Annotated in this window: 17 protein-coding genes; 3 read left to right on the top strand and 14 right to left on the bottom strand. The window is 58.1% G+C overall.

All coding sequences use genetic code 11. The features are described 5' to 3' along the window. Window positions 1–14: 14 nt before the first annotated feature. From treY to AAE045_RS04585, 9 genes are all read right to left on the bottom strand, one after another. A complete protein-coding gene (treY, locus tag AAE045_RS04625) occupies window positions 15–2,546 on the bottom strand; it encodes a malto-oligosyltrehalose synthase (RefSeq protein WP_455546676.1) in 2,532 nt (843 codons plus the stop codon). Continuing rightward, entirely contained in the window at window positions 2,543–4,333 is a 1,791-nt protein-coding gene (gene treZ / locus AAE045_RS04620) for a malto-oligosyltrehalose trehalohydrolase (protein WP_455546675.1), read from the bottom strand. Before treZ ends, treY begins: the two co-directional genes overlap by 4 nt. Window positions 4,334–5,228: 895 nt before the next feature. Beyond that, window positions 5,229–6,584 carry a NosD domain-containing protein gene (locus tag AAE045_RS04615; RefSeq protein ID WP_455546674.1) on the bottom strand — a complete coding sequence of 452 codons (1,356 nt, stop codon included), beginning with the start codon at window positions 6,582–6,584 and terminating at the stop codon, window positions 5,229–5,231. A 32-nt stretch (window positions 6,585–6,616) separates the two neighbouring features. Continuing rightward, window positions 6,617–8,038, bottom strand: coding sequence for a glycoside-pentoside-hexuronide (GPH):cation symporter (locus tag AAE045_RS04610; protein ID WP_455546673.1), 1,422 nt, complete (start codon window positions 8,036–8,038; stop codon window positions 6,617–6,619). Between the two features lie 101 nt (window positions 8,039–8,139). Next, the gene (locus tag AAE045_RS04605; RefSeq protein ID WP_202304374.1) at window positions 8,140–9,150 is read right to left on the bottom strand and encodes a LacI family DNA-binding transcriptional regulator; all 1,011 of its coding nucleotides are present in this window, start codon (window positions 9,148–9,150) and stop codon (window positions 8,140–8,142) included. 176 nt (window positions 9,151–9,326) lie between these two features. After that, window positions 9,327–10,271, bottom strand: a complete 945-nt coding sequence (locus AAE045_RS04600; protein WP_455546672.1) for an aminoimidazole riboside kinase — start codon at window positions 10,269–10,271, stop codon at window positions 9,327–9,329. A 26-nt stretch (window positions 10,272–10,297) separates the two neighbouring features. Then, window positions 10,298–11,656: a carbohydrate porin gene (locus AAE045_RS04595; RefSeq protein ID WP_455546671.1), complete on the bottom strand. Its 1,359-nt coding sequence runs from the start codon at window positions 11,654–11,656 to the stop codon at window positions 10,298–10,300. 76 nt (window positions 11,657–11,732) lie between these two features. Then, window positions 11,733–13,160, bottom strand: coding sequence for a glycoside hydrolase family 32 protein (locus tag AAE045_RS04590; protein WP_455546670.1), 1,428 nt, complete (start codon window positions 13,158–13,160; stop codon window positions 11,733–11,735). A gap of 18 nt (window positions 13,161–13,178) precedes the next feature. Beyond that, the gene (locus tag AAE045_RS04585; protein ID WP_455546669.1) at window positions 13,179–14,420 is read right to left on the bottom strand and encodes an oligosaccharide MFS transporter; all 1,242 of its coding nucleotides are present in this window, start codon (window positions 14,418–14,420) and stop codon (window positions 13,179–13,181) included. Window positions 14,421–14,681: 261 nt separating this feature from the next. On the opposite strand from AAE045_RS04585, the gene AAE045_RS04580 reads away from it, so the two are divergent. Next, a complete protein-coding gene (locus AAE045_RS04580) occupies window positions 14,682–15,677 on the top strand; it encodes a LacI family DNA-binding transcriptional regulator (protein ID WP_455546668.1) in 996 nt (331 codons plus the stop codon). A gap of 38 nt (window positions 15,678–15,715) precedes the next feature. Here the strand turns inward: AAE045_RS04580 and melB are convergent, their stop codons facing one another. Together melB and melA are read right to left on the bottom strand one after the other, a co-directional pair. Continuing rightward, window positions 15,716–17,143 carry a melibiose:sodium transporter MelB gene (melB, locus tag AAE045_RS04575; protein WP_202304386.1) on the bottom strand — a complete coding sequence of 476 codons (1,428 nt, stop codon included), beginning with the start codon at window positions 17,141–17,143 and terminating at the stop codon, window positions 15,716–15,718. A gap of 84 nt (window positions 17,144–17,227) precedes the next feature. After that, complete coding sequence (melA, locus tag AAE045_RS04570; RefSeq protein WP_455546667.1) at window positions 17,228–18,583, bottom strand: alpha-galactosidase; 1,356 nt, start codon at window positions 18,581–18,583, stop codon at window positions 17,228–17,230. 271 nt (window positions 18,584–18,854) lie between these two features. On the opposite strand from melA, the gene melR reads away from it, so the two are divergent. Beyond that, window positions 18,855–19,784, top strand: coding sequence for a transcriptional regulator MelR (melR, locus tag AAE045_RS04565; protein WP_455546666.1), 930 nt, complete (start codon window positions 18,855–18,857; stop codon window positions 19,782–19,784). A 147-nt stretch (window positions 19,785–19,931) separates the two neighbouring features. On the opposite strand, the gene AAE045_RS04560 is transcribed toward melR, so the two are convergent. After that, the gene (locus AAE045_RS04560) at window positions 19,932–21,173 is read right to left on the bottom strand and encodes an MFS transporter (protein ID WP_455546665.1); all 1,242 of its coding nucleotides are present in this window, start codon (window positions 21,171–21,173) and stop codon (window positions 19,932–19,934) included. A 112-nt stretch (window positions 21,174–21,285) separates the two neighbouring features. On the opposite strand from AAE045_RS04560, the gene AAE045_RS04555 reads away from it, so the two are divergent. Continuing rightward, complete coding sequence (locus AAE045_RS04555; protein WP_455546664.1) at window positions 21,286–22,167, top strand: LysR family transcriptional regulator; 882 nt, start codon at window positions 21,286–21,288, stop codon at window positions 22,165–22,167. Window positions 22,168–22,184: 17 nt separating this feature from the next. On the opposite strand, the gene AAE045_RS04550 is transcribed toward AAE045_RS04555, so the two are convergent. Both AAE045_RS04550 and AAE045_RS04545 read right to left on the bottom strand, forming a co-directional pair. Next, window positions 22,185–22,961: a phosphate/phosphite/phosphonate ABC transporter substrate-binding protein gene (locus tag AAE045_RS04550; RefSeq protein ID WP_455546663.1), complete on the bottom strand. Its 777-nt coding sequence runs from the start codon at window positions 22,959–22,961 to the stop codon at window positions 22,185–22,187. Then, the gene (locus AAE045_RS04545) at window positions 22,954–23,937 is read right to left on the bottom strand and encodes a fatty acid desaturase (RefSeq protein WP_455546662.1); all 984 of its coding nucleotides are present in this window, start codon (window positions 23,935–23,937) and stop codon (window positions 22,954–22,956) included. The genes AAE045_RS04550 and AAE045_RS04545 overlap by 8 nt, the downstream gene beginning before the upstream one ends. Window positions 23,938–24,112 lie beyond the last annotated feature (175 nt).

The following is a 24,112-nucleotide window of genomic DNA, read 5'->3' as shown; positions in this document are numbered from 1 at the left end:
TGCGGTGACTATTATTAGCTTTCTGATGTTTCAACCAGCCGCAGCAGCAAAGGCGAACCGGCATGAAGAGCGTTAAGGTTGATGCTATCGGCGATAGTAATTTCTTGTCCGCTAAGTACGTCGCGGTAGCGGCGGTTAGCCAGCGATGCAGGCAGCGGGATTTGCGTCTCTGCCCAGAGCTGCGGCGGAGGTAGCGGCTGACCGTCGCCGACGAGGGTAAACGCCAGCCGGGGCGCCACGACAATAAGCGCATCGCTGCCGTCTGCCCGCGCAAAAGCAATGACGTTATCCGCCCGTTTGCCGCCAGCCGGGAGCGGCAGATAATCACCACGGCGGAACAGCGCGGGCTTTTGCTGGCGCAGGTGCAGCAGGCGGGCGGTGACCCGCAGTTTTACCTCACCGCTCAGCCATTTTTCTTCGCTGCTGAAATCCGGCAGGGCATCGTCGGCAAGCATCCGCTCCAGCGTGGCGAAGTCGGGTTCAAGCCGGTTGTCAGGGTCGACCAGGCTGAAGTTCAGCCCCTCGCTGCCCTGATAGATATCCGGTACGCCCGGCGCCGCCAGCTTAATCACCACCTGGGTGAGGCTGTTTATCAGGCCCGCACGCATAAACGGTCGCAGCCCCTCGCTGAACGCCTCCAAAAACGCCGTATTAGCGGGGCTGAGCAGATAACGGGCATAGTCCAGCACGGCGTTCTCATAGGCTTCGTTGCTGTCGACCCAGTCGGTTCGCAGCTTCGCCTCCCGCAGCGCTTTTTCGACGAACCCCACAAAGCGCGCTTCGAGGGCTTCTAGAGCCGCTTCGTCCTGAACGTCGAGAGTCGTCGGCCAGACGCCCGCCAGCGCCTGGTACAGCATCCAGGTCACCACGCCGCGCGGCGCGGTGCCGTCATTAAGAAAAACGACTTTGGTCTGGTTCAGCTGACGCCAGCGGTCCACGCATTCGGCCCACTGGTCCGGCGCTTCGGTCAGCGTATACAGGCGGGCGCGGGCATCTTCACCGCGTTTTGTATCGTGCGTGGAGGTGCTGGTGATCCCATCCGGCTGCCTTTCGAGCCGGGTTTGCATCTCTTTGTGAAAGCGATCGAGGGAGAAGGCGTGCTTGAGCGGCTCCGCCCCCACCTCGTTAAGCGCCAGATCCAGGTGCTGGCGGAAAAACAGCGTGTCTTCAACTGACTTCGCCATCAGCGGGCCGGTCAGCTGCTGGAAGCGGGTCACGAACTCCCCATCGTTTGCGGCCTCGCCCGTCAGAATGCGGGTCAGGAACTCAAGGGCCTGCTTGTCGACGGCGTGTTCGCTCGCCTGCACTTTGTTAACGATGCTGGTTAACAGCTTCAAATCTTCCCCCGGCAGCCCCTGTGGGGTGCCGTAGGTGCGGTAAACGGGGAACGCGATGAGCAACTCACGCAGCGCATCCCGCAAGGCTTGCTCGTCCAGCGCCACCCCCTGCGTTTGCGCAATACCCTGCGCCAGATTAAGCAGCCGGGTGAACTCGCCTTCAAAGTTGCGCTCCACCATCAGCAGTTTGGCATCGCGCAGCTCGTCCCGCATATCCACCGGCTGCCCTACCACCGCTTCATAAACTTTGCGCAGCCCGTCGAGCTGCTCGTTATCCACCAGCACTTCGGACAGGGAGGCGATAAATTCGTAGCCCGTGGTGCCGGAAACGGGCCAGTCCGGCGGCAGGTGCTCGCCCTTGCCGAGAATTTTCTCCACGGTGATATAACAGTCCGGGCCTGCCTCCTGGCGCAGCCTCTCCAGGTAGCCTTTCGGGTCGGCCAGCCCGTCCACGTGGTCCACCCTCAGCCCGTCGACCGCCCCGGAATGGACCAGATCGAGGATCAGCCGGTGGGTATCGTCGAATACCGTTTTATCCTCCACGCGCATCCCCACCAGCCCGGTGACTTCGAAGAAGCGGCGATACGACAGTTCACGGGGTGCGTCCCGCCAGGACATCAGGCGGTAGGGCTGCCGCTCGTGCAGTTCGGCGATGGCCGCCCTGTCCGTCAGCGTTAAAATTTCCGCCTCGCGGCCCTGCCAGCTTTCGGGGGTCAGCGGGAAACAGTTTTCGAAGTAGCAGAAGGCGGGCTTGCCGGTTTGCGGATCGGGCCCGACGGCCAGCTCGCCGTTTTCCAGCACCGCTTCAAACATGTCGCCCAGGAACGGCAGCGTTAAACGCCGCGTCCAGTCGATGTCAAAGTGGCGCGCGTAGCGGCTACTTTCGCCAAGCTCAACCACATCGCGCCACCAGGCGTTTTCCAGCGAGGAGGCCATATGGTTCGGCACGATATCGAGGATCAGGCCAATTCCGGCCTCTTTCAGGGTTTTCGCCAGACGGTCAAAACCTTCGCGCCCGCCGATGGACGGCTCAATCTCATTGACGTCGGTCACGTCGTAGCCGTGGGTCGATCCGGCGGTGGCGGTAAAGATCGGCGAGGCGTAAAGATGGCTGATGCCGAGCCGTTTCAGGTAGGGAACCAGCGCCGCGGCACGCCAGAAGGTCATGCCGTTGCGAAACTGAAGCCGGTAGGTAGCGGTGGGGATCATCGTTTTGTCTCTCCCTGAGCAAGACGGACAATAAAAGAATTTTGCGGAAGATCGTCAGACGGCCGGGGCCAGGCGAAGAGCGTCTCGCCGGGCATATCAGGCAGCGGCTGCGGGGTATCGCCAATATTCAGGGCCAGCGACAGCGTGCCGTCGGGGAATGCCCAGCTGACCGCGATAAAACCTTCGGCGGTCTTCAGTACCCTTCCCGCTTCGCCGCCCGCCGTCGCCAGCAGGGGCACGATATGTTTTTGCCGCAGGGCCAGCAGCTGCTGGGTCAGAGCCAGCCAGCGTTTGCCCTGCTCGCTTTGCGGTTTGTGCCAGTCGAGCTTCGAGGCGGCAAAAGTTTTTTCGTCGTTCGGATCGGGGATGTCTTCGCCATCGTGACCATGGTGCCCCGCAAACTCCTTCCTGCGCCCTTCGCGCACGGCTTTAGCCAGCTCGCCATGGAAATCGGTAAAGAACAGAAAAGGATTAGTTTCGCCATACTCTTCGCCCATAAACAGCAGCGGGATATGCGGCGAACACAGCAGCGCGGCAAGAAGCACCCGGGTGCGGTCGGCTCCGGCCAGCTCAATCAGCCTTTCGCCATGGGCGCGGTTGCCGGTCTGATCGTGATTCTGAATAAAATCGACGAAGGCCACCGGGGGCTGAGCGGTACTTTTTACGCCTCGGGGTTCGCCCGCATGCTTCGACAGCTCGCCCTGATAGGCGAAACCTTCCGCCAGCGTCCGGGCGACGTGGCGCTCCGGGCGTTCGGCAAAATCTTCGTAATAGGCGTGCTTCTCACCGGTAGCAAAAACGTGAACCGCATTGTGGAAGTCATCGTTCCATTCGGCGGTAAACAAAGGAGCGGAGCCGTCTTCTTCACGGGGATGCAGGAAGATCACATTGCGGCTGTCCTCGGTGGTCAGATGGACGGGCCGGTGCTGAATTTCGGTGCGGATACGTTCGGCTATCTCCGTCAGCACGTGCCTGGCGGACGGGTCATTGATCTGGTCAATCGCGTCAAACCGCAGGCCGTCGAGCCGGTATTCCGTCAGCCAGTAGAGCGGCGCCTCGGTGATGTAGCGGCGCACGGCATCAACGTCATAGGCGATGGCTGGCCCCCAGGGCGTCATGCGCTCCTGATGGAAAAATGCCGGAGCGAGCAGCGGCAAATAGTTACCTTCGGGGCCGAAATGGTTAAGCACGATGTCCAGCACCACCGACAGGCCATGGCCGTGGGCAGCATCGACAAAGGCTTTAAAATCATCCGGCGTGCCGTAGGCGGAATGCGGCGCGTAGAGCAGCACGCCGTCGTAGCCCCAGCCCCGGCTGCCGCCAAACTGCGACACGGGCATCACCTCGAGCATCGTGATACCCAGCCCGGCAAGATAAGGCAGTTTTGCTATGGCCGCCTGGAAAGTGCCTTCGGGCGTGAATGTCCCGAAATGCATTTCATAAACGACGGTTTCCTCCCAGGGACGGCCCTGCCACCGAATGTTTTTCCACTCGTAGCGTCCGGGATCGACAACCAGCGAAGGCCCGTTAACGTCTGCTTTTTGCGCACGTGAGGCGGGGTCCGGCACCGCCGTTCCGTCTGCGAGTACGAACTGGTACCCGGCCCCTGGCGATACGCCCGTAGCCTCCAGCTCAAACCAGCCTCCCCCGGCGTCATTCATCACTCGTTCATCGCCCGCAAGCCTGAGCTTAATGCCCACCTGTCCGGGCGCCCACAGGCGAAAGCGTACTTTACCGTCGTCTGAATATTCACTGCCCCAGCTTCTGAGAAATTTTCTAGAGTCCATGCGTATGCCTCGCTTTTATCGCTATAAAGCCTGGCACATTTTTTCTCAGAGTCGACCTGAGGGCGGGATATCACGCACCTCCGCTGCCGCGTGATATCCCTCTGCCTAGCTCCTGTCTCTTAGTCACAACTCACCCCGGTCATACGTCAGGTGGGATCTGTTAACCTGCGGGTATTCCGTTCACCCGACCGTCTGGCTATCTCTGCTACCGTTGCGAACGGTGAACGTGTCATGGGGATTACGCCATCCCCCTGACGACCCCGGCGCCCGGCAAATAAATCGCCGCTGAAGCGGTAAACTCCGGTTTTTACCCAACATGCAGGGTCGTTCGCGATTCGTTCCCGACGATCGCTCTCTCACGTGGTTCCCGACCACGTGACCCAGCCTGAAGGGCAAAAACCGGAGCGATTTAAGCCGGGGACAGGGTGTCGCTTTAAGTCAGAAATAACTTCGGAAAACGCATCGCTTTGAAACCTACAGCGACACCGGAGATGGGACATTCATGGAAGTTAAAGCGGGGGTGTTGGGTCCGGCTTAAATCGCCTCCATTTTTGGCTTCATGGCCGGGTCCAGCCGTCGGGAACGGCTGGAGGTTGTGATCGTCGGACAAAATAGTGAAGCATTTTGAACAACGCTTGCGTTGGCCACGAAGTGGTTCGGCACAAAGTGCCGAATAAACGAATCGCAACCGACCCGGACAGGGAGCCAAAAATGGAGGTTTACCACCGCAGGTGGCGATTTATTGCCGGGAGTCGGGAGCCCAGAGGGTGTGACGGCGAACACCCTCTGGACGTTCACCGGTTCGGCAGCAACATATGCCACCTGACGTAAAGTGAACGGAACCTTCTCGATCTCGCCAGTAACTGTTTCAAAGATCTATATAAGAGCCAGCTGCTTAGCTCAGGGGAACGGGTGTAGCCCTGAACGCGTTCGCCGTTTTATCCATGACAACCTGGCCGTCACTGCCTGAATCCAGCACGGTATTCTGACTTGACGACGGGTCTATCTGCACGGTGGTGACGTCCAGCGCCTGTAGCCCTTCTCGCGCCAGAAGCGCGCTTACCTGCGTCGAATAACAGGAGCCTGCCGCAGCAGACGAAACCTGCGAGACTTCCGTGGTGGCGACGATATGGTTATCAGAGATGTAGTTTCCCTGCCCTTCCACCACGCGAATAATCACCGGCGTTGCGCCAGCCGGGGTGATGTACTGTTTCTCAATAGTTTCCGAAATATGGTTGGCAATAATCGAGTTGCTATCGCCGCTGATATTCAGCAGGCCATATAAATCATCCAGGCCGTTGTTATAGGCCTGCATAGGCCCCCACGGCTCGCGCTCCCGGAAGAAATGGTTGGCCGTTACCAGGTTCTCCGAGCAGTTTTCGCTGAACACCAGCATCCCCGGATAAAACGAGTGGAAGCGGTTGCTGCTGATGGAAGAGCGCACCACGCCGGAAAAATGCACGCTGCTTTTCCCGCGCGGGAAGATGTTATTGGCGGTGATTAGCAGCCCGCCGAAGTTCTGCGCAAATATCGAATAGCCCCGGTAGCCCGCGCCAATAAGGTTATCCGTAATTTTTGAGGCCTGGCCCGCCTCTCGCAGTTCGATGCAGTTGCCGCATTCCGCGATGAAGTTGTTGTGAATAGCCAGCGCGTCGGCGTTGTAGATGGTCACGCCGTGCTCCAGATAAACCAGCCCCATGCCGTTGATGCGGAACGAGTCCTGCGCGCTGGCGATGTAGATGCCGGTCTTGCCGTTGAGATAGGTGTTTTCCGGGTCGTTGTTGCCTGAACCATCGTCCACAAAATGCAGGCCGTCGATGCAAAAATCACTGAACTCAACCGAGCTGATGCGCGGATCTCCGTCGCGGGCGACGTAAAAAGCGGCGCCAGCCGACTCCTCTGCGTCCGCATCCGGCGAGAGCTTAACCAGTATGCGGCTTCCGCCCGGCCACAGCTCGTGCCAGTTTGGCCACTCGCTCTGCGGGGTGTTAAAGCGGATGCTCGAAGAGGTGAACCCGTGCCCGATGCCCATAATTTTCAGGTAGCTGATGTCTATCACAACCTGGGTCAGCAGAGGGTAATCACCCGGCGGAATATAAATGACCGCGCCGGGCTTGCCGCCCTCGTTGACGTCGGTCCCGGTTTGCCTGCTTTTAATATCGGCGATGATGCTGTTAATGACCTCGCCAATATCCTCGCAGGGGTTGCCCTGATGCCACTGCGTGACATCGTAATAGTTGTTGCTCGACATTCTTTTATTCCTTCTTTGACGGTAATACTTAATTAAATTGCCGGGGCATCTTTATATTCTGCCGTCGGGGCCGGATTTCTCTCCAGCTCACGCTTGGCAAGATCGACCTTTATTTTTTCCAGGAAGGCATTATTCAGCTTAAAGTAGCGCACCATAAACGCGCTGATGAAATAGCTCACCATCGGCAGCAGCGAGAACATAATAATAATGCCCTGCACGGTTTGGGGATTTTGCTGCGGCTGGTTGGCAATATAGCCGCTGAAGGACAATATCCAGGCGACAATTGCACCCGCGACCGCCAGCCCCATCTTCAGCATAAATAAATTGCCCGCAAAGGAGATCCCCGTCAGCCGCTTGCCGAATTTCCAGTCGCCGTAGTCGTCAACGTCGGACATCATCGCCCACAGAATTGGGCCGGACTGAATAAGATGCAGGATATTAATAATGACAAACAGCGTCAGCAGCGGGGTCAGTGATTTCGGATCAACGAACCACAGGGCGAAAGAGAGCACGCCGAGAATAATATTAATAACACGGAACAGCTTCACCTTATCAAAACGGTCGGTCAGCGGCTTCGCAATAACGCTGCCCAGCATATTACAGGCCACGCCCAGCGCCATAAAGAAGGTAATAAAGCCGACGGAGGCCTGCATGACGTAGGTGGCGTAATAGATAGTTACCGCCCCGCGAATAAACGCCGGGAAAACGTTGAGGAAGGTAATTGAGATCATCAGCAGCCACTGGTCATTTTTGGCAATGTCTTTCAAATCTTTCATCAGCGAGTCGTTAGATTTCACGGCTACCACGCGCTCTTTAATACTCGCAAAGCAGAACAGGAACATTAAGGTCGCGGCACCGCCCATGATGATCATCGTCATCTGGAAGCCGGACGCCCGGTTGCCGTTGCCCAGCCAGTCCGTCAGCGGCAGGATGGATGACGAGATAATCAGCGTCGCTAGGCCGTTGAGGAAGAAGCGCCAGGAGAGGCAGCCCAGCCGCTCTTTCTGGTTGAGGGTTATCACCCCGGCGACCGAGCAGTAGGGAATATTGATAGCCGTATAAATTAATGACATGACAAGGTACGTTACCCAGGCATAGATAATTTTGCCGTTCATGCTCAGGTCGGGCGTGGTGAACATTAATATCGCCCCGAGGCCAAACGGCAGCGCCATCCATAATAGCCAGGGGCGGAATTTTCCCCAGCGGCTTTGGGTGCGATCGCAGATTGCCCCCATAACAGGATCGCTGAAAGCATCAAAAATACGAATAACGAGAAATAACGTTCCCACGATGCCGGGGGATAATCCATATACGTCGGTATAAAACCAGGTCAGATAAAGCGCCAGCACGCTCCAGATCATACAGGAGCCTGCATCGCCCATGCCGTAACCGATTTTTTCTTTCAGGCTTAATTTTTCGTAAGCGCTGTGCTTTTCCATTGCGACACTGGGCATATTCACACCTCTGAATTAGGCTGACATAACTATAAGGCGGCGGCTATTAAAACCGTCGCGTGGGAAATAGAGTTTCGGTATTATTTACTAATACATTTAAATTATAAAGTTGTAATAGTCATATTCATGCTGCTTTCCCGAACAATTAACCGGGAGACAATTTCATACATTTCGATGCTGTCCTGCCCCTCTTTATGATTGACCATCTGAAAGGCCAGATGGGCAATTTCACCGATCGGCTGCGCAATGCTGGTGATCTTTTTTGTCTGCGCCAGCAGGGTATTATCGAAGCTGGCAATGGCAATATCCTGAGGCACCGCAATGCCTTTCTCTTTCAGGCCATCGATAATATAGCTGGCGGCGACGTCATTATAAACCCACAGGCAGGAGCAGGCTTTTTTCCGGGCGGATAATTTTTCGATAATTTCGTCAAGAATAGCGATGTGCCCGGAGATTTTTTCCCCTGCCCCCTTTGCTATCCAGAACTGGTTCTCTTTATCGTCGGCTAATCCCCGGCCCGCAATCTTTTTACTCCAGGCGGAAACCTTACGGTTATCCACCCCTTCCTGGGCCACAAAGCCAAAGGAGGTGTGCCCGGTCTGGATAAAGTGCTCGGCTATGCTTTCGGCCCCTTTCGCCTGATCGATGGAGACCGAATTAAAAAAGCGGGAAACCTGCGTCACTACCGCCACCGGAATAGCCGTCGCCGTCAGCCACTCTGACAGCCCGGCTTCCGCCTCCGTCGGCACCCACAGCAGGCTGTCGATGCCCATGCCAATCAGGGTATGGATAATCTGCTTATCCTGCTGCGGCTGGTTCTGATGCGTCTTGACGATTGCCGATTTGCCAATGTAGCGGGCCTCTTCCTCGAACGTCGCCAGCAGCTCGCAGAAGTGGGGATTCACCAGGTTTGGCACCACCACGCCAATCAGCCCCGAACATTTCCCGCTCAGCTGAAAGGCGCTTTTGCTGGGCACATAGCAGAGATAATCCATGGCGTCCCGCACCGCCTGCCGCGTCTGCGGGATCACGCTGGGATGGTTGTTCAGCACCCGCGATACCGTGGCGGTGGATACGCCGGCTTTCTTTGCTACGTCTTTAATGGATGCCATGATGATAAGGATGTCGTCTGACCGTGCCGACACTATAAAGTGTGATGAAGGTCAAAAATGTTAGCGCGTTCACATGTTGTTTCGTTACATGAAAACCCTGTTCAGCTCTCTCATCCTGCTGTTTTGCAGAGAACTTCAGAGCGGCCGCGCGCACAGCGCGCGCGGCAACATATAGCCTAGCGAATTTCATACTTCGGCAGCGGAACCCTTGCCATAAACTGCCTGACGGCATCCCTGTCCGGGACGGCGGCCAGCGCCCCTTTTTGCGTGGTGGCTAACGCTCCGCAGGCGCTGGCCTGCGCTATCGCCTGGTGAAGCTGCGTGAAATCCTGCGCGATGCCTTCCTCTGCAATACTCGCCAGCAGGCCTGCCATGAAGGCATCTCCTGCTCCGGTGGTATCCACGCTGTCCACGGCGTAGCCGCTGAAATGAATCACCCTGTTCTGCCACAGCACCATAGAGCCGCGTGCGCCGAAGGTGACGAGCTTCAGGCGGGCGGGAAGCGCCGCTAACGCCATCATCGCCTGACTGAGATCGTGGGTGCCGGTCAGCCAGTACCACTCCTCTTCGGAGAGCTTGAGAATGTCGGCCTGGGTGGCGAAATGGCGCACGGTAGCCAGCATCGTCTGGCGGTCGGGCCACATCTGCTCGCGCAGATTGACGTCAAAGCTCAGCAGCCCCCCCGCCTGCTTGATGCGGCCAATGGCGCAGGCCAGCGTCTCCCGGCACGTCTCGGCCACCAGCGCCAGCGAGCAAAAGTGCAGAATATCCGCGCCGAACTCGGGCAGTGCTTCCGGCGTCACGAACTGATCGGCGGACGGATTCACTAAAAAGGTAAAGTCGCGCTCGCCGTCCTGACCCAGCGAAACCAGCACCGTGCTGGTGCGGTGGTCGCAGTCCAGCTGCAGGGACTGCGTGCCTACGTCGTATTCGACGAGCGTGCGCTGTAAAAAGTGGCCGAAAGCGTCGTCGCCCACGCGCCCGATAAACCCGCTCCGGCAGCCAAGCCTGGCGCAGCCTGCCGCAACGTTAACGGGCGCGCCTCCGGCACAGGCGCGATACTGCATGTCGGCAAGCGGCAGAAGGTCTACTACCGCGTCACCCAGTGTCCAGATAGTCATTATTGCTCCTTAAATAAACAGATCGTTTAAAACAGATATTTGAACCGCAGCCGCGCGCCGTATCGCGCCTGATTATCCCCCTGCTGTTCCGCAGAGGAATCGAGCCAGGAAGCGTACGCTCCCAGATAAATATTAAAGTTGCGCATGTCCATTATATTCGGCAGCTGCCAGGAGGTATGAAAGGTGTGAATATCATATTTACCCGGCGCGAGAATGGCGCAGTCGCTTTCACATTCGCTGCTGACGCCGGAGATATTAAAATCGTTGATATTGTTGTGCGCGTAGATATAGCCCAGCTCGACGCGGTGCCAGAGCGCGTTAATCCCGGCGCTGAAATCTTTCTCTTCTTCCGCGTCCATGTAGGCGGTATTGAGATTAACCACCACCCCGTCAAGGGGATCGTCTTTAAGCGTGTTCCAGCTCATCGTCAGGCCGTAGCCGGTTCGTCCGGACTGATCGTGCCAGTTGCCCGCGGCATCGTTGTAGCCATAGGCGTTATTGACGAGGTTCGTTTCCATCGCCGCCGCCACGGAATAGCTGCCCTGACGCCAGGCAATAACCGGGCGGACGTAAACCACGTTCTTCTGATTATCCAGCTCGCTGCCGTGATAGCGTCGGTCGACGTACAGCTGGCTGCCGTCCTCCACCAGGGTGTTCAGCTCGAAGTACCAGTTATCCAGCGTCTGGCTGAACAGCAGGTTGCCGCCGCTGTTGCTGCGCCCGCGCGCCTCTTTCATCATGTAGATGTAGCCATAGCCGTCGCTGTAGAGGTCGTTGGCGGTATTGCCGGAGTACTCAATAAAGGTATCCTGATTCAGCGGGAACATGTCGTAGGCCTCAAAGCGCCCGACCTTCACCAGCCAGCTTTCCTGCTGGCCGAAGAAGAAGGCGGCGTCGTCGAGGTTCATCTTGCCTTTCATATCCGCCAGCGGCTGGACGCTGAACCCGGCATACTTACCGTTATCCGCATGCTGGATGCCGTCGAAGCCCAGCAGGATCCGGCCGTTGATATCCCAGCGCTCGCCGCTGCCGGGCGCCCAGTTTTTATCGCTGCTGGTTTTTAGCGACGTCAGGCTTCCCGTGCGGCTGGCCGCATCGAGGTTAAACTCCACGTCGCCGTAGAATTTCAGCTCCGCGTCGTTATTTTTTAATGCCAGCTGCGGAGGACTATTCTGGCTGCTGGCCTCAATTTTATTTTCGTGGGCGGCGTCGGGGGCATCTTTTAATTGGGCGATTTCCGCCTCGGCCCTGTCGGCCCGCTTTTCAGCCTCCTGCAAACGCTGTTCAAGCAGGGCAAAACGTTGTTCGGTAGTTAAAGAAGATTGTGCAAAAACAGAGGCAGAGAATAAACCGGCGCAGGTCGCCAGTCCGATTATTATTTTCATCGAATGAATCCTTGCGAATCTTATTTAAATAATAAGGATGTGACGCCGGGGATAATTCCCCGGGCGTCTTTTATAATTATTCTAAATGCCAGGCTCCGGCTTCCAGCAGGACCGCACTCCCTGACCAGGCAAACAGGCTCAGCTGGCGCGACTGCGGATAGATCCGGCTGCTGAGGCAGGCTTCGCCGTCGTTAACGAAAACCTCCACCGACGAGCTGTCGAAGAAGATCCGCAGCTCAAGCGTGGCGCTTTGCGGCAGCGGAATGCTGCGCTGGCCGCAAAGTCCGTACTGCGGATAGTGCCGCTCCAGCACCAGGCGCTGCGCCTGGCCGTCCACGTACAGCCGCATGCCGTCCTCCAGCGCGAGGCCAAACTGCTCCGCGTCGCTGGCGGCAAGATCCCACTTCAGGATCACTTCCCCGGTGATGCACTCTTCCATCACCCTTTTCGCCTCGTTGCGAAGCTCGCCGACGCGCCAGTCGGTTCTGTTCTGCCGGAGGCTTTCCAGCTCTTTCACCGGCCTCATCTGCAGGCGATTATCGTCGGTGAGGGTCAGCTCCCTCGGCAGCGTCAGCATGCCCGCCCAGCCGTCCTCCTGCTCCGGCATCGGCGACTCCCACATCGCCATCCAGCCCATCACGATGCGGCGGCCGTCCGGGGTAAGGAAGCTCTGCGGCGCGTAGAAGTCATGGCCGCGATCCATTTCCTGGAACGCGCTTTCCTGCCGGAAAGGCTCTCCCGGCTGCCAGCCGCCGACAATGTAGCCGCTCTGGAACAGATTGCGCCTGTCGTAGCCGCTGGCGGCCATGCCCTGAGGCGAGAACATCAGGATTTGCTTGCCGTTCAGCGTAAAGAAATCCGGGCATTCCCACATAAAGCCCTGGCCTGCCTGCGCCTCGGCCAGCACCCCGCAATCCTGCCATTCACGCAGATCCTCTGAACGATAGAGGCGCACCTGGCCCGTCTCTTCGTCCCGCGCACCGACCACCATGTACCAGGCGTCCCCTTCCCGCCAGACTTTCGGATCGCGGAAATGGTGCATCCCCGCCGGGGTATCAATGACCTGCCCCTGACGCTGGAACTCCCTGCCGTCGCGGCTGGTTGCCAGGCACTGCACCTGGTACAGGTTGTCGTCGCTGGACGGGTCGCCGTGAAACTTGTGCCCGGTATAAATCAGCGCCAGCTCACCGTCCTTCACCACGGCGGAGCCGGAGAAGCAGCCGTCCTTATCTTCCGGCCCTTCAGGCGCCAGCGCGATGGGCAGATGTTCCCAGTGGAGCAGATCCCGGCTGCGGGCGTGGCCCCAGTGCATTGGCCCCCATTTTGTGGACCAGGGGTGGTGCTGGTAAAACGCGTGATACCAGCCGTCGAACCATACCAGGCCGTTCGGATCGTTCATCCAGCCCGCGCGCGGCGACAGATGATAATGGGGGTACCAGCGCAGGTTGAGCTGGTCACGCTTCTGGCTAAGGGCCAGTTCGGCTTTCTCAATTAATGACGTCATAAAAATTCACTCTTTGATTCAAAGGGCGGAGGGTTGAGACAGCAATCCTTCCGATGAAGACTTATTGCCGCGTAAAAGGAAGATCGAAATAAAAGTGGTGCAGAACACCATCAGCCCCATGATTAAGTAGGACTCGGCGAAGCCATATTTTTCGTAGCTGTACCCGGCCAGCGGCGACAGCACGGCGGCGATGACGGAGCTGGTGCAGGCAAATCCCACCAGGTAGAGCGTGGAGGAGAGGCGCTTATCGAAATTAAGGCTGTTGTACTTAAAGATGGCGACCAGCAGAATCGGCAGCTCCACGGCGTGCAGCAGCTTGGTAATGGAGATGAGCACCGGCCCTTCCACCAGGCCCGAGGCGATCATGCGCAGGGCCATCACCATCCCGGCGAAGATAAGCCCGTTTTTTGCCCCGATGCGGTTGACCAGCCAGGGCGCGCAGAACATCCCCGCCGCTTCAAGAAACACCTGGAACGAATTGAGATAGCCGTACATCGCGTTGCCTTCGTGCAGGGTGGCAAACTGCGAGGCGAAATAAACCGGGAACTGCTGGTCGTAGACGCCGTAGATACAGGTGCCGATGACAAAGAAGACCAGCGCCCGGAAGCGCGGCAGCGTCACCAGCCGCAGCGCGTCCGCGAGCGTCACCTTCCCGGCCCCTACCTCCACCTTTTCAAGGCTTGCGGCGGTATTCACTTTCAGCTGCATCAGCAGGAAGAAGAACACCAGGCCCGAGCACGACGCGACGAGAAAGTTAAGCTTCGGGTTGATATTAAATAGCAGTCCGGCAAAGAAAGTGGCGACGGCCCAGCCCAGCGACCCCCACATGCGTGCCCGGCCAAATTCAAAGGTGCTCTGGCGCGCCACCCGCTCGGTGTAGGACTCCAGCACGCCGATGCCGCCGTTAAAGGTCAGCCCCACGAACAGGCCGCCAAATACGCTGCCCAGCAGGATATTAATTTGCAGCAGATAGCCAAACAGCAGATAGGCCGGGCCTGACAAAATAAGCAGCGCGGTCATATACCACAGCAGGTTTTTTTTCAGCCCCAGCCGGTCCTGAATAAAGCCGTAGCAGACCTGGGCGCAGAGCGCTGAAACCGAAAGCACGGAGAAAATGATGCCGGTATCCGCGGCCTTTAGCCCCACTTCCTGATGAAGCCAGATAGAAAGCAGCGAGCTGGACGAGGACCAGCTGACGAAAAAGAAGAACAGCAGCGCGCTCAGTAAGGGGTAGCTGCGGGAGTGATGTCTTTTCATCAATACGATCTCATGGAGGGACAGTGGCAAAAATGATAACGTTAACATTATCGATTCTTCCCGCGCTTTTGTGACGAGACATGATGTTAATCACAAAAGTTAACGTTAACATAACGGGTGTGAGATCGGGATCAACTTTTCCTGCCGCTGTTGGGCGACCGCGACCCACAAAATCGCGCGCGATCTTTTACTTCCCCGCCCGAGTTGTATAGCCTGACGCATACGGCTCAAAGCGTGTTTTTTCCCTTATTAAGACAGGAACTTATGGCGTCGTTAAAAGATGTGGCAAAGCTGGCAAACGTGTCGTTGATGACGGTCTCCCGGGCGTTAAACAATCCGGAACGGCTCAGGCCCGACACGCTAAGCCGCGTGCAGGCGGCAATCAGCCAGCTGAATTATGTCCCCGACCTGTCCGCGAAAAGGATCCGTGGCGCGCGCGCCACGCCGAACACCCTCGGCGTGCTGGCTCTTGATACCGTCACCACGCCCTTCTCGGTGGAAATCACCTTATCCATTGAAGAGACGGCGCGCGCCCACGGCTGGAACAGCTTCGTGGTCAATATGTTTTCGGACGACAGCCCGGAAACCACGGTGGATTTGCTGCTTTCCCACCGCCCCGGCGGCATAATTTATACGACCATGGGGCTGCGGCAGGTGCCCGTACCGGCGAAATTATTAACGCTCCCCTGCGTGCTGGCGAACTGCGAAAGCCTGCACGACCCGGTCGCCAGCTACATTCCCGACGACGAGCAGGGGCAGTATGAAGGAGTTAAAGCGCTGCTGGGGGCCGGTTTCCGGCATCCGCTGTGCCTGCACCTCCCGGCCAGGCATCTGGCAGCCGTTCGCCGCCGCCGGGGCCTGGAGCGCGCCTGCCGGGAAGCGGGCGTCGATCCTGATACCCTGCAACACCACTATATGGAGTTCGGCGACGAACACTACCGTGACATCCCCGGCATGGTCGAAGCCCACATGCGCGGCGGCAAGCCGCAGTTCGACTCCGTGGTCTGCGGCAACGACCGCATTGCGTTTCTGGTCTATCAGGTGCTGCTCTCCCGGGGCGTGAGGATCCCCCAGGACGTCGCGGTGCTGGGCTATGACAATATGGTGGGCATTGGCGATCTGTTTTTACCGCCTTTATCCACGGTGCAGCTGCCCCATTACGACATTGGCCGCCTGAGCGCGCTGCATATTATTAACGGCGACAGCCACCGCGATACCGTCCGCGTCAACAGCCCCTTTTTGCAGCGGGACTCAATGTAAGCAAAGCGGGCATCCCTGCTCGCCCCTGCGGGCCAGCGTCAGGCTTTGGCCTCTGAAGCCTCCGTCATGCTGACCGCCACCGGCGTCCGGGCCACCGGCACCTGCGGCTTACGGTATTTATCCAGCAGGTGAATTTGCACCCTGCGCAGCATATCGCCGTTCAGCTTGTAGAGCCTGAAGTAGAGCAGCAGGGTTATCAGGAAGAACAGGGCTGGCAGCGCAATCATGATGAACTGCATCCCCACTATCGTCCCGGCTGCCTGAGTAACGTTCGGCACGTAGCCGATGATGCCGAGCACCAGCGCCATAAAGAACGCCGCAAACGCCGAGCCGCCCTTCACCACCAGCGTCTGCACCGAATAGGCAATGCTTTCGCAGCGCACGCTGAGCTTGTACTCGCCGTAATCCACGGTGTCGGCCACCATAATCACCTGCAAAACCCAGAACAGCGCGGTGCCCACGTTCAGCAGCACCCCGGCAAGGGAAATCAGCCACACGTTGTGATACCCCGCCAGCGCTATCCCAAGCAGCACCCCGCCTCCCAGAATCGGCAGCACTGACGCCCCCGCCCACAGCATGCGGCGCGAAAACGTTTTGACCAGGCGAGGAAAAAGAATCAGCGTTAACAGGTTTGCCGCCCCGGCGTAGGACATGTAATACGGGAAGAGATCGGCATCGCCAATCACGTAGGTGAAATAATAGATCGCGAAGCCGGAGATAATATTCGAGGCGATGTTATAGGCCAGCGCCATGCCAAGCAGGCAGGAGAGCTGGTCGTTTTTATAGATAAGGGCGACGATGGCTTTCAGGGACAGGCGGCTGCTGTCTGCGGTAGCCTCATTCCCCGAGGAGTAGACCTCCTTTACGTTGCGCAGGGTGATAATCGTCGAGGCGATGAAAAAGGCGATCAGGATCAGGGTGAACATCTGGAAGCCGAAGCCACGATCGCCCCCGCCGACGTAGTTCACAAAGGGTAACGTCACCCCGGCGGTGATAAACCCCGACAGGCTGGCGAAGAAGCGCGGGAACGGCACCAGCTGCTCTCGTTCGCGCTTATCCAGGGTGATCGTCGGCACCATCGACCAGAACGGGATATCCATAATGGTGTAGGTCATGCCCCATAAAATGTAGGTCACGCAGACAAACACCACCTGGGTCGTCCCTTCAAACAGGTGGGCGCTGAACAGTAAAAACAGCACGACTGAGTTAGCAATGGTGCCCACCAGGATCCACGGCTTGAATTTGCCCCAGCGCGACCGCGTGCTGTTAACAATCCAGCCCATTATCGGATCGTTGATGGCGTCCCAGATCCTGGCCACTAAAAACAGCGTGCCCACCACGCCCACCGACAGCCCAACGACGTCGGTGTAGTAATACATCAGGTACATGTAGACGATACCGATAGCGAAATCTTTACCAAACGCCCCAAATCCATAGCTGAGTTTTGTTGTAATCGATATGCTCATATAGGGTACAGGGTCGCTGTTGCCAGCGCCCTCCTTCTGTAATCAGATACGTCAGGTGCCGGGCAGCGCGCCCGGCGTTCGCGGTCAGGCGCGGTGCAGCCACGCCGGTAACCAGCTGCCGTGCGCGGCAATCAGGTCGTCAACCAAAGCATAAATCTCTTCAATGCCCAGCACCGCCGCGGTGTGCGGGTCGAGCATCGCGGCATGATAAACCCGGTCGCGATTTTCGTTCAGAATGGCCTCGGTCAGCAGGGTCTGGACGTTGATATTAGTCTGCATCAGCGCCGCCAGGTGCGACGGCAGCGAGCCGATGCGCGTAGGCTGGATGCCGTTGGCATCCACCAGGCAAGGCACCTCCACGCAGCAGCCCTGCGGCAGGTTTTCAATCAGGCTGTCGTTGCGCACGTTGCCATAAATCACGCTCGGCTCCCCCGTCCACAGCGCATTCATGATGGTGCTGGCGTACTCTCGCGAGGGCTTAATATCGATACGTTCGGCGGTTTTGTACTCCTCCAGCTCTTTGCGCCAGGTGGCGAGCTGCTCGACGCAGCGTTTCGGGTACTCGTCCAGCGGCACCTTATAGCGTTCGATGAGGTCTTCACGGCCAGGCTTGATAAACCACGGCGTGTATTCCGCGAAGTGCTCGGAAGACTCGGTCACGAAGTAGCCCAGCTTTTTGAACATTTCATAGCGCACGATGTTTTCGCAGCGTGGATTACCGTGAAGGTTGGGCTTCGGCGCCGTTCCGGCCTCATAGGCTTTCAGCAGGTCGGGATAGATGTTGACATAGTCGCCCTGCGCCGTTTTTTTCTCCAGCGACAGGTAAAACGCCATATGGTTAATACCGACGCTGCGGTAGCGCAGCGAGGCGGGATCAATGTCCAGGTCGCGGGCAAGCTCTTCCGCCGTACCCTGCACGGAATGGCACAGCCCCACCTGTTTAATGTGCGGATAGCGCGCGTACATCGCCCAGGTATTCATCGCCATCGGGTTCACGTAGTTAAGCATGGTGGCGTCCGGGCAGACGTCGGTCATGTCTTCACAAATCTGCCATAAATGCGGGATGGTACGCAGGGCGCGCATGATGCCGCCCGGGCCGAGCGTGTCGGCAATCGTCTGCTCCAGGCCGTGTCGTTTACACACTTCAAAATCGGTGACGGTACAGGGCTGGTAGCCGCCGATCTGGAACGCCACCACCACGAAATCAGCGTCCCGGAGGGCGCTTTTCTGGTCGGTATGGCAGGTGATTTTGCCGCATGCCCCGGCTGAATCCATCAGCTTGCGCACAACGATGTGCGACTCTTCCAGACGGGTTTCATCGATGTCCATCAGGGCAATGTGGGCGGATTTGAGCGCCGGACGATGAAACACATCGCCGAGGATATTTTTAACAAAAATAGTGGAGCCCGCGCCGATAAACGTAATTTTAGGTGCTGACATGTTCTTTCTCCGTGGCGTAATTGAACACTGTCAGCGTGGCACGCGGGCCGCCGTTTCTCTTCCCCCTTCCCCGCTTAGCATTCCTGAAAACTCAGATTTTTTTGACGACGGATTTCGATCTTAGCTTTCAGGAGTTTTTCGCCAGGAAAGAAGAGAATTCAGGGAAAGGGGTTAATTTCACCCGCTCCGCGCGCGCAAAATCTCACCTTCCTCACGGTAAATTCTGCCCTTCTGCGCCACAATTCTGATAATTCAGGAACCGGAGAGAACCATGGACACTATTGCCGCCCCTCTGCCCCCCGACCCGCATATGTGCAGCAGTACGGATAGCGAGACGCGCAGCCCCTTATCGCTCTATTCGGAATACCAGCGCATGGACATCGAGCTGCGCGTCCCGCATTACATGGAGTCCTGCCACTGGCACGGCCAGGTAGAGGTGAACGTGCCGTTCGACGGCGACGTGGAGTATCTGATTAACAACGAGGTCGTGCAGATTAAACAGGGGCATATCACCCTGTTCTGGGCCTGTACGCCCCATCAGCTCACCCGTCCGGGGGAGTGTAAAAACATGGCGATATTCAATCTGCCCATGCACCTGTTTCTCTCCTGGCCGCTGGACAGGCAGCTTATCAACCACGTCACCCACGGCATGGTGATTAAGTCGCTGGCCGCCCAGCAGCTCAGCCCCTTTGAAGTGCGCCGCTGGCAGCAGGAGATCGGCAGCCCCAACGAGCAGGTCCGCCAGCTGGCCATCGACGAAATAGGCCTGATGCTCAAGCGCTTTAGCCTGTCGGGCTGGCAGCCCATCCTGGTAAACAAAACGGCACGCGCGCGCAGCAGCGGCAATAACGTTTCGCGCCACGCTCAGTTTTACGTCAGCCAGATGCTGGAGTTTATCGGGGCGAATCACGACCGGGCGCTGACCATTGAAAACGTGGCGGAGCACGTCTCGCTCAACCCCAACTACGCGATGGGGATCTTTCAGCGCGTCATGCAGCTGACCATGAAGCAATACATAACCGCGATGCGGATTAACCACGTGCGGGCGCTGCTGAGCGACACCGACAAGTCCATTCTCGACATCGCCCTCACGGCGGGCTTCCACTCCAGCAGCAGCTTCTACAGCACGTTCAATAAGTATGTTGGCATGTCGCCGCACAGCTATCGCAGGCTCAGGCAGCTGAGAGGGGCGGCAGAGTAGACTTGCCCGCAGCGCATTTTAAAAACGGGAGAAAATAATGAAGGCTATTAGCTGGCCTGAGGGTTTTGTTCCGGGATTTACCGATAGCTTTGTCTCGCACTAAATCATTATTTCCTGCCTGAGCGGCGACGCGCCCTGACCCAATGCTCAACGGCCATCAGGAGTGGCTTGATGGCCTGGTCGCAGCGGCGATAAAAAAAGATCTTCGCTTTTGCGCATAGCGGCCCAGGCGGCAAACGCCGAGCAGACAAGCAGCCCCAGCCCGAGGGCAAAGGGGCTCCACCAGCCAACGGCGTCGAACAGCAAACCGCCGAGGCCCGCGCCAAGCGTAATGGCCAGCTGGATTGTTGCCACCATCAGGCCGCCGCCCGCCTCCGCGTCGTCGGGCAGCGCTTTGCTGAGCCACAGCCCCCACGCCACCGGGGCCGGAGTAGCAACCAGCCCCCAGACCGCCAGCAGCGCGCCCGCGGCCAGGGGTGCGGTCCCCCACTCGATCAGCAGCCCGGCGATGGCGGCCATCAGCAGCGGAATGGCAATCAGATAAGCATAGAGCCTGCGCTGTAATAAATGGCCGATAAGCCAGGTTCCCACCAGCCCGGCTGCACCCAGCAGCAGCAAAACCACTGACAGCTGCGTGACGCTAAGACGGGTCATCTCCTCCAGAAACGGGCGCAGGTAGGTGAAAACCGCAAACTGCCCCATAAACAAAAACAGAATCCCCGTCATGCCCAGCGCAACCTGGGGAATGCGCAGCAGGCCAAAAGGATTGGCGGCAGCGCGCCTGACTCCTTCAGAAGGCATAGAGGGAATGCTGCGCCACTGCCAGATAAAGGCGATGACCGCCAGCGGCACGACCACGAAAAACGCGCCGCGCCAGCCGATATACTGCCCGAGGTAGCTGCCGAGCGGCGCTGCCACCGTCGCCGCGAGCGCGTTGCCGCCGTTAATCAGTGCCAGCCCTTTCGCCACCGTCCCCGGCGGCACCAGCCGCATCACCGTGGCGGTAGACATCGACCAGAATCCCCCGATAGCCACGCCCAGCAGCGCGCGCCCGGCCATGAACATCGTTCCGTTTGCGGCAAAGGTGACCATCAGCCCTGAAAAGGTGAGCAGCAGCGTAAACCCCAGCAGCACTTTCTTGCGGTCCAGCCGGCCCGTCAGGGGCGCGTTGAGCAGGCTGGCGATCACGGCAAACAGCCCGGAAACGGAGATCGCCTGCCCGGCATGGCCCTGGCTGATGCCAAGATCCAGCGCGACGGGGGTAAGCAGGCTGACGGGCATAAATTCAGAGGCAATCAGCACCACCACGCCCAGCGCCATGGAGAAAACGGCCCCCCACATCGGCCGTCCGTTACGAACTTTCGGGGCTGACGTTTTCACTGCATTCATTGTTTTATCCTCTGCTGAAACGAGGGAAGTATCCTAAAGCAGCTGGAGTATTTTGATTAGCCGAGGTAATTTGGATGTACTTGTGAATTTATTTCAGCAATACGGAGGCGCTATGAACGATATCCTGGCCTTTCTGGCCGTGGCCCGGGTCCAGAGCTTTACCAAAGCCGCGGCCCAGCTGGGCGTCAGCCCTTCGGCGCTTAGCCATACGCTTCGCAACCTGGAGGCACGCCTGGGGATACGTTTGCTGACACGCACGACCAGGAACGTTGCGCCGACCGAAGCGGGCGAGCAGCTGATGCGCTCGGTTGGCCCTCTTTTCGAGCAGATTGCCAGCGAAATAGAGAAGATTGGCGAGCTGCGGGATAAGCCGGCGGGCACCATCAGGATCACCTGTTCCGACGACGCGGCAGAGCAGCACCTGCGCCCCGTCCTTGCGGATTTCTTTAAAACCTATCCCGACATCAACGTTGAGATCTGTATCGACTACGGCTTCACCAATATCGTGCAGGAACGTTTTGACGCGGGGATCCGGCTGGGGGAATCGGTCAGCCAGGATATGATTGCCGTGCGGCTGGGGCCAGACTGGCGCCTTTGCGTAGTCGGTTCTCCCGCTTATTTTGCGAGCCGCCCGATACCCGTGGATCCACGAGAATTAACGGACCATAACTGCATCAATATCCGCCACTCAATCAACGGCGGCGTTTACGTCTGGGAGTTTGAGAATAAGGGACGCAAGGTCAACGTGCGGGTCAGCGGGCAGCTAACCGCCAACAGCAATATCCCTATCCTCAACGGCGCGCTGGACGGGATCGGGCTGGCTTATATCCCGGACTTTATGGCGCAGCCGTATATCGAAGACGGAAGGCTGGTAGAGGTGCTGGCCGACTGGAGCCCCTACTTTGATGGATTTCATCTTTATTACCCCAACAGGCGTAATACCACCCCGGCCTTTGCGGCGTTTGTTGAGGCGGTCAGATATAAAGGTAAATAAGCCGGGAAAACGGCCGCTCAGGACGCAGGCCGTCGCGCCACAATCCCCGCATACTCCCTGCGATCGGGCTGGCTGAAGCCTGCGATAAATAACGCCTCGCGCACCGCCTGACAGGCCGGGTCCGCAACCAGCCTGTGCAGCGCCCTTCTCAGGGCAGCCAGATCTTCTGGCGTCGTTCGTGATGATGTGATTAACGGCAGTCCCGGCGTCAGCGGCGTTTGCCCAATGACGATAAGATTTTGCAGCGCATCCGGCTCATGGCGCATGAACAGCGCCCAGCTGACGCAGTCGATAGCGGCCAGATCCGCTGAATCCTGCTGCAGCGCCGCCAAAGACTGCCGGTGGCTGCCGCTGAAGGTAACGTCTGAAAAGAAACGGCCCCGGCGTGCAAGCGGCGCAACCGTGTTTCGCAGGGCGTTGAATCCGGACTGGGAGTCGGCAGAGTTGCAGACGGCCCGGCGGCCAAAAAAATCTTCGGGCGTGCTTTGCGCATCTTCAAGCCGGGCCACCAGGAAACTGCTGTAGCGGTATTCATCGCACCCCGGTACGTCATAATGAAAAGCCCCCACCAGCTGCACGTCCGGCAGCTGCGTCGCCAGCGGGTAGCCGCAGGTCTGGCTTAGCAGCAAATTTTCTTCCCGCCAGTGCGACAGCAAATCCGCTTCTGGCCAGGCGATATCCAGCCCGTCCGCATCCAGCCCCTCCTCCACCAGCAGGGGGATAAGCGCGGACCAGAGCGCCTGGGTGTCTGCACGGCGAACGTCGTACATCGGAAGTGAAACCATTTTATTCATGCTGCGTGATTACCCTGTTTTCGATCGCTGCCGAGGGATGCTGCTCAACGTCCAGCGGCCTGACAAAAAACTGCCGCAGCCACTGCCCGTAGCCCTTAACCACAAACCCCTGGTTACGCTGCCGGTAGTCCTCTTTATAAAGAAGATAGATTTTGCGCAGCCCGTACCACGGCACCCCAGGGAGATCGTGGTGCACTGAATGATAGTTAAGATTCAGGAAAAGCAGGCGCCAGGGCAGCGAAGCTTCGTTAATAACGGAGCGCGCCAGCGGATCGTCTGCCGCCCGGTGCTCAAAGAAGGAGCGGATTTTAGTCAGGGCCAGCGCGGGATAGCTGACCGCCAGCAGGTAGTACCAGATCGGGAAATCATAATGTGCCATCAGGGCAAAGACCCCGGCCAGCAGCACGCCGTGGACGATCCACATCACCATGGCCGCCCCTTTTTTCTCGCGAAATGCGCTAATCATTGTCGCCAGGGTTTGCAGGATATCCATAGCGGGTGCCAGCAGCAGCCGCCCGGCAAAAGTATTGCGCAGACGCACCAACCGTCGCTGCCAGCCGCTGAAGCCCTGCCATTTCCGGACGGAAAAATAGTACGTTTCAGGATCTTCATCCGGCATCGTCAGGGCGTCATTCTGATGGTGAACGAGGTGCAAATCCCGGTACAGGGCGAAGGGGTACCACACCGCCAGCGGCGCTATCCCCAGCAGATGGTTAACCGCAGGCCAGCGCGTCGGGTGCCCGTGGATGAGCTCATGCTGCACGGACAGGTACCAGGTCGTAAACCAGATCAACAGCAGCGTTGCAGGGAAAAGCCCCAGCGCCTGCCAGTTCGCCAGCGTCAGGAACCAGCCGCCGTAAACCGTGGCGATCAGCAGCCAGGTCGGCAGTTCGCTGCGCCACAGCCAGCTGCGGTTTAACTGACGGACAACCTCGCGCTGCTTCGCGTCCAGATATGCTGCATTGCTCCCACCCATAGTCCTGTTCCCCACAGCCCTTCCTTATGATTTATGTTATTGAAGATGTGGGATAAATGTGGCTGAGACAACGAATAAGATCGGCTAACCATTGCCGAAAATTAGCTATGCGCGGCGTAAAAGACCGCCCCTGCCGATCTTGATTTTGAGCAGCCGCTCAAGTACTCTGCCAGAC

The organism is Dryocola clanedunensis, from assembly GCF_038405435.1.
Classification (GTDB): domain Bacteria; phylum Pseudomonadota; class Gammaproteobacteria; order Enterobacterales; family Enterobacteriaceae; genus Dryocola; species Dryocola clanedunensis_A.
This window is presented reverse-complemented; position numbering and strand designations above follow the sequence as displayed.